We start from the raw sequence: 10962 nt of genomic DNA on the forward strand, positions 1-10962 counted from the left end.
GCAGTTTTCAAGGTCTCGCCTCCTTGAAATGTCAATGTTCCCGAAGACGGAAACCGCCGAGTTTTGAGCATCGGACCAGCTTGTAGAGTAAACCGCGGATGTCGGTTGGCGGTGAAGTGCTTCTTTTCCCCGGAAAAGCTTGCAATACCTGATCTCTTGACACTTTTCCGAATCCCGTGTATGATGCTCCCCGCCGTGTATCGCGAGTCGTTAGCTCAGCAGGTAGAGCACCGGACTTTTAATCCGGGTGTCGTGGGTTCGACTCCCACACGACTCACCAGGAGAGGTCCCATCGTCTAGTGGCCTAGGACACAGCCCTTTCAAGGCTGCGACACGGGTTCGAATCCCGTTGGGACCGCCATTCGCCGGTGTAGCTCAGTAGGTAGAGCAGCGCACTCGTAATGCGCAGGTCGGCGGTTCGAGTCCGCCCGCCGGCTCCATTTTCAGGTCGTTCATTGCGGCGGAAGATACCGGAGAATTCTGGCAGATGTGTGGCGGTGTATCGTGAGCACATGAAGAAACCCCTCCTTTCCGGAGGGGTTTTCGTGTTGACGGAGTCGGTGTCCATTGCTGGATTCGCTCTTGCGCGGAAGGCCTTTTTGAAGCCCCTCTGCCTACGGTCGGATCTAGGGGAAAGGGTGTGTCGCCACAATGGGGCGTGCGCGCTCGCGGCAATGCTTCGCCGGCGCACTCCCGGCCTGGAGGACGTAACACGACGTGAGGGAAAGGATTTGACGCCATGACCGAATCGCGCCAGAAACGACTGCTTTTCGCCCGTCACGGGGAGACGGAATGGAACAATTCGTTTCGTTATCAGGGAAGAAGCGACATCCCGCTCAACGAGACAGGGAGGGAACAGGCACGTCGCCTGGCGCGCCGGATCGCTGCCTGGAAGCCGGAAGTAATCGTCGCGAGTCCTCTCGACAGAGCGCTGACGACGGCGCGCCTTCTTCAGGAGGCGTGTGGGGACAACGTGACGCTTCTGGTCCGGGATGGACTTGCGGAAATTCATTTCGGCGAGTGGGAGGGGTTGTCCGTCTTTGAGGTGCGGGAACTCTATGGCTCGCTCTATCGTCAGTGGAGGGACGATCCCGTCGGAGTGGTTCCTCCCGGTGGAGAACCCTTTGAGGATGTTTTGCGGCGAGTCGGTGACGTGATGCATGAGTTTTTGGAGAGCCCCTTTTCCCGCATCTGTTTTGTCTGTCACGGAGGAAGCATCAGGGCTGCCGTCACCGCGCTCCTCAAGCTTCCATCGTCCTTTGCCTGGCGCATGCGTCTCGACAACTGCGGTCTGGTCGGTCTCGATGTGTGGGGAGACCACGTGATGCTCGGCTTCCTGAACGATGCGCTGCACGTGCGGACCGGGGATGAGATCCTCCTCCCCATTCCGGAATGACTGATGGCGCTTCGCGCGTTCTCCTGCTACAATCTCCGGGAGACGACGCTGTTTTTCGGCGCTTCGAGAAGGAAGTGACGGAATGGACGACGAAGTGTATCGGAGAGATGGCGCAATCCCCGACGAGGCGGTGCTTCGGCTCCCCCGTGACGAGGAAGCTCGATTGTGGGCCCTTGCAAAGTCGGGGAACGACGAGGCACGGGAACGTTTGATTCTCACCTATCGCTCGTTGGTATTCTGGTTGGCGAAAAAATTTCACGTGTCCAGGGCGTCTTTCCCGGATATGATCCAAGAGGGCATGCTGGCGTTGATTGATGCGGTGGACCGTTTCGAGCCCGAAAGAGGCTTTCGTTTTGCCACCTTCGCGTACTACCGCATTCGGGGGAAAATGGTGAACTTCCTGCAGCGGGTGGAGGCCAGAGCACCGATCCCGGTAGACGAGGACGAACATGTCCAGGTCGAGGAAGCGGACCAGGATCGACTGGATTGGGCGATTTCCCTGGAGGAGGGATTGGCACAGCTTCGGGGGCGCGAAGCCGAAGTGGTGCAGGCGCTTCTCGTGGAGGGGGAAAAGGCGCGGACCTATGCCAGGGATCAGGGAGTGGACGTGAGTCACATTTACAGGATCCAACGAAAAGCGATGGCGAAATTGCGCGTCCTTCTGGGTATTGACGAACCACAAACGGACTCTCGCAGGGGATAAACTCAGAGCAGGATATACTTCCTGACTTCCCTGAACGAACGAGAGAGTGGTGGCCATGGAACGAAACGTGCGCCGGATTTCCAAATGGATCGAGCGGTGCGCTCTCGCGTGCAAACTCAAGAAATGGCCCGAAGCGCTGTTGGAGATCGAATGTGCCAGGGCGGAACTCGAGACGGTCAGAAGCGATTTATGGGAGCGCGCCGAGGAAGCGTCTGTGGGAAGAGTGCGTGTTTCTCGGCGGGGGTGGGTGTTCCCCTTTCGGGTTGCCCTGGTGGGGGGTGTGTTGCTTCTGTGTGCGGCCCTTCCCCTTTCCACGGAGGATTCTGGACTTTCCGCGTATTCCGTTGCAGGGCATTCCGCGACGGTGCTGGAATTTGTAACGCCCGACGAAAGAGAACTTCTTCGGGCAATGCGTTCTTCCCTGAGCGAGTGGGCGGAGCGGAGCGGAAGCTCGAACGAGACCGATGTGCCTCTTCGTGCGGAGACGGTGAGTTCCGTGGTGCCGCAAGAGGTGGAGCAGCCCTCTTCGGCCCGTCGGAAGACGACGCCGGTTTTTCTGCCGTCCGAGCCTCTTGCCGTGCGAGAGCGCGCCGAGGAGAAGGAAAAGAGAGGGACCGTTCCTCTGGAAGAAGTCATGGCTCTGGTGCAGAAAGGGGAACGGGCACTTCGAGAGACGGCGGTGCCGGTGGTGGAAGAGGACGGAGAGGTGTCGATGCCTTGAGATCGGGATCTGTGAGGAGTTTTTCGAAGGCGTGCTCCGTCGTTCGGAATAAATAAGGGAATTTTTCTGGGGGGAGTGGATTTCGGGTGCGACGAAGAACGCCTTGCGTCTTTCTGTTGGCAGTGCTGCTGCTTTTGAAGGTTTGCGCGGTGTGGGCGGCGGAGCCTATCGTTACGGGCCTTTCCGTCGAGGGAAATCAACAGGTGGTTTCCCAGCATATTCTTGCCACGGTGAGTACCAGGATCGGCGAACCGCTGGATCGCGAGCAGCTCCGGAAGGACGTGGAGGCCATCTATGGATTGGGCTTTTTCGCCGTGGTGGACGTTCGACTCGTTCCTCAGGCCGATGGTGTTCTGGTGGTGTACGTGGTCAGGGAAAATCCCATGGTGAAGGACATCCGTTTCTCGGGGAACACGGTCTATTCGTCGGAGCAGCTTCTTAGTGTCGTCTTCACCGCTCCGGGAACCATCTTCAACCGGGTTTTCTTCCAGAATGACCTGCAACGCATCCGGGAAAAATACCAGAAGGACGGTTATGTTCTCGTACGGGTAGAGGATGTCCAGATCGAGGATGGAATCATCAAGGTCCGCATCCTTGAGCCGCGCGTGGGGGATATCATCATCCAGGGCAACAAGAGGACCAAGACCTACGTCATCGAACGGGAGATCAAGCTGAAAAAAGGTGATCTCTTCAACTCCACGATACTCCGGCATTCCCTCAACAAACTTCAGGGGATGGGCTACTTCGAGGATGTGAACGTCGGCTTCGAGCCCTCGGAAACGCCTGACGAGGTGACGCTCGTTCTCACCGTGGAAGAGCAGAAGACCGGACGGGTCACCTTCTCCATCGGCCACGGCTCCCAGAGCGGCTGGAGCGGAGGTCTCGGCTACGAGGACAACAACTGGCAGGGATTGGGGCACCGGGCCTCGGTGGGTTTCGAGACGGGAGACCGGGAGCAGTACTGGCTCAGCTACGAGGAGCCTTACATGGACGAGTCCCACTACGCCTGGCGTGCGGGCATCTACAAGCGCAAATGGATCGATCAGGATCGGTTCAACGATGACGGTTCCTTCAAGGTGCGCTACGACCAGGAGAAGCAGGGAATCTACTTCGGAACGGGCAAGAAGTTCGCCCGTGATTCCAAGTTGAGCTGGTATGTCACGGCGGATTGGCACGAGAACGAGATCCTCGTCATCTCCGGAGATTTCGATGACACGGACTACATCCGGGGGCATCTCCTCGCGGGGAAGAACTTCTCCATCACGGGAACGCTTCAGCGGAACAACGTCGATTCCTACCTGTCCTATCCCAAGGGAGACATCGAGTCCCTCAACGTGGAGCACTCCATGGAGGCGCTCGGCGGCGATTTCAGCTACACCAAATATTGGATCGAAGGCAAGTACTACACACCCGTGAAGGGTTTCGAGAAGTATATCGACACCTTCGGCGCCATCACGGAGGACAATCCGGTGATCTTTGCGGCTCGTGTCCGGGCTGGATTTTCCTCCGGGGAGATTCCTTGGGCGGAACAGTATTTTCTCGGAGGGGCCAATACTCTGCGAGGTTTTGATGACGACGAACTCGAGGGATCGGAGATGTTTTTGGCGAATCTCGAACTGCGGATTCCCATGGAAAAGGCCTTTGCCCTCGCGGTTTTCTACGATACGGGGAATGCCTGGAAGGACGACAAGAGTTTCAGTTTTTCCGATCTGAAGGATGCATGGGGAGTGGGTGTTCGTGTTCGAACTCCCTTGGGAAACATACGTCTCGACATCGCCGAAGGACCGGAGGAGACACAAACACATTTCGGATTCGGAGAACTTTTTTAGGTCGTTCCGGGACGACGGTGCCGATGAGCGTCGTTTCTTTCTCGGGAGCCTCGAACGATTCCTTCGCGGCGAACAACAGAAGGGCTGCGGCTGCGATTGGGCTCGCGGCCCTTCTGTTGTTCGCCTTGTCCGGAAAGCCCGCCTTCTGCGATGTGATCGTGGAGGGATTTCCGGAATGGCTGGAACGGGTTGCCCTCCGGAGTCTTTCGGCAGTGTGGGACGAAGTGGCCCCTCGTCAGGTAGACGGGGAGGAGAAGGAGAGAGTCCTCTCCCTTGTCGCCTCCCGTCTGTTGCAGGGGTACATCGTCCAGAGCGTCAGTGTTCGTGGAGACGAGGCTCGGTTCGTATTTCGGGCGGCGGGGGCCCCTTTCCCCTGGAGCGTGGTTCTCACCTACGGAAATCTTCCGCCACCTCCCGCGGAATGGCTCGAGAAGGACACGGCCGCTTTTGTTCCAGCCATTGAAAGCGCTTTGGAAGGGATTCCTCTTGAGGCGCTTTCCTGGGGGGACGAGGCCTTTCGGGAATTTGTCCGGGACCTTGCCCGGGAGGCGTTGCCGGGATGGGACGCCGTTCCTCTCGTCCGCCTGCGTGAGCGCGGTGCACAGCTTCAGATCCAGCTCGTTCCTCGTCCTCCGTTAGTGCTCGCGCTCGTTCCACGGCTTCGTTCGACGACGTTGCCGCTCATGTTGCGGAAAGATCTCCACGAGGGGTTATTGGCGGATCTTTCACCCCTTGCGGGCCTGCCCGTTCCGTGGGTAAAGCGCCATCGCGAAGAGGTGGAGGCATGGGCCGGACGCGTTCTCTCCGAAAGAAATACCGTGCGGAATTCCCGGGCGAGAGTGGAGGTGACCTTTGTTCCCGAAACGCTCGCGCCTCTCGACGTTCGCGTTGAGAGCCGAAAATACACCATTTCCGCCTGGGCGGCGGCATATGCGGGAACAGACGACCGTTACGGTGAGATCGGTCTCCATCTCGGAAGAAAGGCGCAGCCCTGGTCCGGTTGGGAAGTCGAGCTGTATGGAGAGTGGGTCGCCGCGCTGAACGATTTTGCGGTGGAAAGCCGTTGGGGAATCCGCTGGTCTCCCTGGGGCGAGGCGTGGCTTGGGGCTGAGATGGCTTACCCCGGAGAGACCTTGTGGTGGCGGCTCTGGGTGGACGGAGCGAAGCCGGGTCGTCCCTACCTCTGGTGGCGATGGAGCGAGGACTATGGAAACAACGGTGGATTGGGGTGGCGGCTCACGGAACATCTCTCCCTTGAGCTTCATTACGACGAACGCGACAAAGACGAGGTGAGCCTTCGTGCAGTGGGAAACCTGTAGCCCTCCAGCGCGGTGCGCCGCGTACACGCTTGGGGAATTGGCGGAACGCGTTGATGGGACTGTATGGGGGAATGGCATGCTTTCCGTTCGTGGGCTCTGCACTCCCCAGGAACCTCGGGAGGGGCATCTTGCCGTGGTGTGGCGTCGGGAGTTTCTCGAAGGGCTCCCCGAGGACACGCCCGTTCTTGTTTCCAAGGGATGGCTTTCCTCTTCGGGCACGACGCGGAGCGGCATCGAGGTGACGGATCCCCGTCGGGCCATGATTACCCTAGTTCCCTGCTTTTTCCCAGTCGTACATCGGCATCCCGGCGTGCATCCCACAGCGGTGGTGCACTCTGCGGCAAGCGTCGCTCCCACGGCTTTCGTCGGTCCCTGTTGCGTGGTGGAGTCCGGAGCACGTATCGGGGAACATGTCGTGCTCGAGGCACAGGATTACGTGGGGGAGAGTGCGGTGATCGGCGATGGCACGCGAGTCGCCCCTCTTGTTTCGATCTGTCGCGAAGTTCGCGTCGGAAAGAACTGCAGGCTCCATTCGGGGGTCGTTCTGGGAGCGGACGGTTTCGGTTTCATCCAGAACGAGCAGGGGGAGCAGATTAAAATTCCCCAGGTGGGTTCTGTGGAAATTGGCGACGACGTGGAGATCGGGGCCTGTTCCACCGTGGATCGGGGTACTCTTGGAAACACCGTCGTTGGATCTGGAACTAAAATGGACGATCACGTCCATGTGGGGCACAATGTCTCGGTGGGGAAAAATTGCATTCTCGTGGCCTTCACAGGAGTTGCTGGAAGCGCGGTTCTTGGCGATGGAGTGATTCTGGCCGCCCGAAGCGGCGTGGCAGAACACGTTCGAGTGGGAGAGAAAGCCATCCTCGCAGCCAATGCAGGAGCGACCAAGGATGTTGCCGCAGGAGCGCTCGTCTCGGGATTTCCCGCCTGGGAACATAAAAGTGAACTGCGAACGCAAAGTGTTCTGAGACATCTTCCTGAAATGATGGAACGCCTGCGTGCCCTGGAGAGGGAAGTCAAGGCCACATCGGAACAGATACAGGCCCTGTCCGCCCGGGAAGGTTGGGCCGGGGTCTCGTTCTCGGATTCCAAGGGCACGGAGAAGTCCGGAGGCGATGTCTCGTGAGTTTCGGAGGATCTCTGCGCCATGCCGTGGAATTTTCCGGAACGGGGCTCCATTCCGGAGAATCCGTTCGGGTTCGGATCGTGCCGAACGGAGGGAAGGGGCTTCGCATTGGTTCCGGAGGGCGTTTTTTCCCTCTGGAACAGGGAATCCCCAGCGGTGACGGTCGGGGAAGCCGCGTCGTTTTTCCTGGTGAACCGCCCTTTCAGGTGTGCACGGTGGAACATCTTTTTGCGGCGGTGGCCGGTCTCGGCATCGGAGACATCGACATGGACGTGGATGGTGGGGAGATCCCCGTTCTCGACGGAAGCGCCCTTCCTTTCGCCGAGATGCTTTACGAGGCGCGAGAGATGTCTCCGGCGGGTTTCGGCAGTTCCGAAAGAGCCTGCTTGCGTCTTTTCGCACCCATCGTCGTGACGGAGTCGAAGGGGGATCGCCTCATCGCGGCATCTCCCGCGGCAACGGCGAGGATTACCTATGTGCTCGACTATGCTCATCCTCTCGTGGGAACCAGTACCTTTTCCTTCACGCTCGGCGACGCCGAATCGTTTCTTGCGGAAGTGGCCGGGGCGAGGACCTTCGCGCTCCTGTCGGAGGTGGAGGGACTGCGCTCCCGGGGACTCGCCAAAGGAGGATCCCTGGAGAACGCTGTGGTGGTGGGGGATGAGGGGCTCCTCAATCCCGAGGGATTGCGTTTTCCCGACGAATACGTGCGCCACAAGGTCGTCGATCTTTTGGGAGATCTTCTTTTGCTTGGAATGCCTCTCCATGCGCATGTCGTGGCCCTTCGGGCGGGTCACGCCCTGCATCTCGAATTCGTACGCCGCCTGCGCCGTCTGGCCGCAACGGCTCACGTCGGGGGATAAAGAAAACGGAGGGTTTGCTCCGCTCGTGATATCGGGAGCGTGAGGAGAGCCAGTCTTGTGTTGTCGGGAGGTCGAAGACCGTGGATATCGGAGAGATCATGCAACGCCTTCCCCATCGCTATCCTTTCCTGCTGGTGGACCGTATTTTGGAATGCGACGAAAACCATGTTGTCGGGCTGAAGAATTTCACCATGAACGAGCTTTTTTTCCAGGGGCATTTCCCCGGCGAGCCCGTCGTGCCGGGAGTCCTTTTGCTGGAAGCCATGGGACAGGTCGCCTCCATGCTCGTGAGAAACCTTCCCGGAGCGGATGCTCTCGTGGCCTATCTCACCAGCGTTGACGAGGCGAAATTCCGTAGACCCGTCTGTCCCGGAGATCAATTGATCACCGAGGCGAAGATCGTCAAGGTGAGAGGACGGCTCGGCAAGGTCTCCACCGTCGCAAGGGTGAACGGTGCTCCCGTGGCCGAGGCCGTGTTGGGGTTCGTGCTTTCCAGAAGCCTCCAGCAGAAGGGGCAGGGTGACGAATGAGTGTCTCCGTGCATCCGACGGCGATCGTATCGGCAGAGGCCGAACTCGGGGAAAACGTGTCTGTGGGTCCCTACTGCATTGTGGACGGTAAGGTTCGCATCGGTGCGGGAACGGTTCTGAACGCGTTTGTCCGGATTCGGAACTTCGTGGAAATCGGCGAAGGGTGTCACCTGGAGGAGCGTGTGGCGCTCGGCGGCGAACCTCAGGACTTCGGTTTCAAGGGCGAGGAAACCTGGGTCCGCATCGGATCCGGTGTGGTGTTCCGCGAGAACGTGACGGTGCATCGTGCCACGGGAGAGGGCAACTGTACCGTCGTGGGAGACCGGGCCTACCTCATGGAAGGATCTCACGTGGGGCACAACGCCAGGGTCGGAAACGACGTGGTGCTCGCGAACAAGGTAGGGCTTGCGGGATATGTCACCGTGGGGGATCGTGCCGTGCTCGGCGGCATGGCGGGAGTGCACCAGTTCGTCCACATCGGGCGGTTCTGCATGATCGGCGGTCTTTCCAAGATCGTCAAGGACGTTCCTCCCTTCACCATGGCCGACGGTCGTCCGGCGCGCCTCTTCGGACTCAACAAGGTCGGGCTGCGGCGGAACGGTTTCGATGCCGCCGCGAGAGGACATCTTCTCTCCCTGTACAAGGAGCTGTATCAATCGGGTCTCCCCTTCCGCAAAGCCTGTGCTCTTCTGGCGGAGAAGGCCGCGGGGGATCCCTTCGTGGAGGAGCTTGCCGCCTTCGTCGCCGCCTCCAAGCGAGGGCTCACGTCTTGGACCTCTTTGGGGCGCCATTCCGGCGCGGGAGAAAGAAATCTCGATGATTAGGCTCTTTGCCCTCGACGTGGACGGAACGCTCACCGACGGCGGGGTCTGGATGGACGGGTGCGGCAACGAGTGGAAGCGCTTCGACATTCAGGACGGCATGGGTATTGTGCGGCTCCGGACCGCCGGTGTGGAGATCGCCTTCCTCAGCGGTCGCCATTCCGCCGCGACGGCCCAGCGCGCCGCCGATCTCGGCGTGGAGCGGTGCGTCAACGGAGTCCTGGAGAAGCTCCCCGTCCTGTGCCGGATCGCGGACGAGCTGGGCCTTGTGCCTGAAGAAGTGGCGTTCGTTGGAGACGATGTGAACGACATCCCCTGTCTTCGCTGGTCCGGTTTGGGTATCGCCGTGGCGAATGCCCGTCCCGAGGTCAAGCGGAACGTCCGTTTTGTCACGAGTGCGGCGGGTGGATTCGGGGCGGTGCGAGAGGCGGCGGAGCATGTCCTTTTTTTGAATGCAAGGGAGAAGGCCGCAGCGGATTCCTCGGATGGAATCCGCTGCGGCTTCACCCTGGAGGAAACGGAGGAACGGTGAACATCCTGCGCTGGGGAAGACGGCGGATTCTGGATCGTTATGTCGTTTCGGAGATGCAGAGTGCCTTCGTTTTCGGCATCCTCATCTTTACCGTTCTCTTTGTCGCCGGGGGTGTGCTCTTCGAAATCGCGGACCTCATCATCGAGAGGGGTGTCTCTCTGTGGGTGGTGGTGCGGCTGTTTCTCTACAGGCTTCCCTCGGTGGTGGTGGTGGTCATTCCGCTTGCGTCCCTCCTGGCCACGCTGCTTACCTTCGGGCGGCTCTCCGCATCGAGCGAACTCGTGGCCCTGAAGGCGGCGGGGGTCTCCTTCCAGCGCATCCTCCGACCGGTATCCTTCGCCGCCGTTCTGGTGGCGCTGGGAACGCAGCTTTTCAACGAGACACTGGTGCCGTTGAGCAACCTCGCGGGAGAGCATCTCATGCGCTTCGAGGTGCTGCAGCAGCGTCCCTCGCTCGTCAAGGAGCGGATCTTTCTCCGGGAGGAGGAAGCGGGGGAATTGAAGCGTGTGGTGTACATCACGAAGCTGAAACCTCGGGCCGGGACGATGGAACAGGTTCTCGTCCAGGAGTTCGGCAAGGGACGACTCGAGCGGATTCTCTCTGCCGAAAAGGGATTTTGGCAGGATGGTGTCTGGGTTCTCGAGGACGGAAAGATCTTCGAGGTCGCTCCAAGCGGTTCCGTGGCGTTGCTTCTCACCTTCGAGCGACAGATCGTCCCGCTCCGTCTCTCTCCGGAGGAGATGGAGCGGAGCAGCAGGGATCCCGACAACATGGGACTCACGGAGATCCTGGAACAGCTCCGCATCGTCACGGCCCAGGGAGGCGATGTCCGTCCTTTTTGGGTTTCCTTTCACATGCGTCTTGCCTTTCCCTGGGCATGCGTCGTGCTCGCCATCGTCGGTGCCGCTCTGGGGGTACGCCCTCACCGAAGCGGTACGAGCGTCGGCGTGGGGATGAGCATTCTCGTGGCCTTCGCCTTTTATGTGGTCATGTCCTTTTCCAGGGCGTTCGCCCAGGCGGGGCATCTCCCCGTGGCGCTTGGCGCCTGGATTCCGAATGTCCTCTTCCTCTTTCTGGGAGGACTGCTCGCCGCCCGGGCGAATCGATGACGGAGAG

The 10962-nt window shown here is 59.8% G+C and carries 11 protein-coding genes and 3 tRNA genes; all 14 read left to right on the forward strand.

Annotation, left to right across the window (positions count from 1 at the left end; genetic code table 11):
• Positions 1-204: 204 nt before the first annotated feature.
• The 14 genes from K349_RS0111405 (at position 205) to K349_RS0111480 (ending at position 10955) form a co-directional block, all read left to right on the forward strand.
• Positions 205-280 (forward strand) — tRNA-Lys (locus K349_RS0111405).
• A gap of 5 nt (positions 281-285) precedes the next feature.
• A tRNA-Glu gene (locus K349_RS0111410) sits at positions 286-361 on the forward strand.
• A 3-nt stretch (positions 362-364) separates the two neighbouring features.
• Positions 365-440: transfer RNA gene (locus K349_RS0111415), tRNA-Thr, on the forward strand.
• 299 nt (positions 441-739) lie between these two features.
• Positions 740-1396: a histidine phosphatase family protein gene (locus tag K349_RS0111425; RefSeq protein ID WP_029165913.1), complete on the forward strand. Its 657-nt coding sequence runs from the start codon at positions 740-742 to the stop codon at positions 1394-1396.
• An 82-nt stretch (positions 1397-1478) separates the two neighbouring features.
• Positions 1479-2099 carry a sigma-70 family RNA polymerase sigma factor gene (locus tag K349_RS0111430; protein ID WP_029165914.1) on the forward strand — a complete coding sequence of 207 codons (621 nt, stop codon included), beginning with the start codon at positions 1479-1481 and terminating at the stop codon, positions 2097-2099.
• Positions 2100-2154: 55 nt separating this feature from the next.
• Positions 2155-2820 (forward strand): hypothetical protein, encoded by a 666-nt coding sequence (locus K349_RS18145; RefSeq protein ID WP_051464356.1) that lies wholly within the window; start codon positions 2155-2157, stop codon positions 2818-2820.
• 86 nt (positions 2821-2906) lie between these two features.
• Positions 2907-4649: a BamA/OMP85 family outer membrane protein gene (locus K349_RS0111445; RefSeq protein WP_084460367.1), complete on the forward strand. Its 1743-nt coding sequence runs from the start codon at positions 2907-2909 to the stop codon at positions 4647-4649.
• A 23-nt stretch (positions 4650-4672) separates the two neighbouring features.
• Positions 4673-5968: a hypothetical protein gene (locus tag K349_RS0111450; protein WP_029165917.1), complete on the forward strand. Its 1296-nt coding sequence runs from the start codon at positions 4673-4675 to the stop codon at positions 5966-5968.
• Positions 5949-7100, forward strand: a complete 1152-nt coding sequence (gene lpxD / locus K349_RS0111455) for a UDP-3-O-(3-hydroxymyristoyl)glucosamine N-acyltransferase (protein WP_084460368.1) — start codon at positions 5949-5951, stop codon at positions 7098-7100. Before K349_RS0111450 ends, lpxD begins: the two co-directional genes overlap by 20 nt.
• On the forward strand, positions 7097-7963 hold the full coding sequence (gene lpxC, locus K349_RS0111460; protein WP_029165919.1) for a UDP-3-O-acyl-N-acetylglucosamine deacetylase: 867 nt from the start codon (positions 7097-7099) through the stop codon (positions 7961-7963). Before lpxD ends, lpxC begins: the two co-directional genes overlap by 4 nt.
• 80 nt (positions 7964-8043) lie before the next feature.
• Complete coding sequence (gene fabZ / locus K349_RS0111465) at positions 8044-8493, forward strand: 3-hydroxyacyl-ACP dehydratase FabZ (RefSeq protein WP_029165920.1); 450 nt, start codon at positions 8044-8046, stop codon at positions 8491-8493.
• Positions 8490-9317: an acyl-ACP--UDP-N-acetylglucosamine O-acyltransferase gene (gene lpxA, locus K349_RS0111470; protein ID WP_029165921.1), complete on the forward strand. Its 828-nt coding sequence runs from the start codon at positions 8490-8492 to the stop codon at positions 9315-9317. Before fabZ ends, lpxA begins: the two co-directional genes overlap by 4 nt.
• Positions 9310-9846 (forward strand): KdsC family phosphatase, encoded by a 537-nt coding sequence (locus tag K349_RS0111475; RefSeq protein WP_029165922.1) that lies wholly within the window; start codon positions 9310-9312, stop codon positions 9844-9846. Before lpxA ends, K349_RS0111475 begins: the two co-directional genes overlap by 8 nt.
• Complete coding sequence (locus tag K349_RS0111480) at positions 9843-10955, forward strand: LptF/LptG family permease (protein ID WP_029165923.1); 1113 nt, start codon at positions 9843-9845, stop codon at positions 10953-10955. The genes K349_RS0111475 and K349_RS0111480 overlap by 4 nt, the downstream gene beginning before the upstream one ends.
• Positions 10956-10962: the final 7 nt, after the last annotated feature.

Origin of the sequence: Aminiphilus circumscriptus DSM 16581, from assembly GCF_000526375.1 — a bacterium.
In the GTDB taxonomy this organism is placed as follows: Bacteria; Synergistota; Synergistia; order Synergistales; family Aminiphilaceae; genus Aminiphilus; species Aminiphilus circumscriptus.

What these genes read in the sequence shown, in the direction of transcription:
- K349_RS0111425 (WP_029165913.1), top strand. Translation starts at nt 740, where the DNA reads ATGACCGAATCGCGCCAGAAACGACTGCTTTTCGCCCGTCACGGGGAG.
- K349_RS0111430 (WP_029165914.1), top strand. Translation starts at nt 1,479, where the DNA reads ATGGACGACGAAGTGTATCGGAGAGATGGCGCAATCCCCGACGAGGCG.
- K349_RS18145 (WP_051464356.1), top strand. Translation starts at nt 2,155, where the DNA reads ATGGAACGAAACGTGCGCCGGATTTCCAAATGGATCGAGCGGTGCGCT.
- K349_RS0111450 (WP_029165917.1), top strand. Translation starts at nt 4,673, where the DNA reads ATGAGCGTCGTTTCTTTCTCGGGAGCCTCGAACGATTCCTTCGCGGCG.
- lpxA (WP_029165921.1), top strand. Translation starts at nt 8,490, where the DNA reads ATGAGTGTCTCCGTGCATCCGACGGCGATCGTATCGGCAGAGGCCGAA.
- K349_RS0111475 (WP_029165922.1), top strand. Translation starts at nt 9,310, where the DNA reads ATGATTAGGCTCTTTGCCCTCGACGTGGACGGAACGCTCACCGACGGC.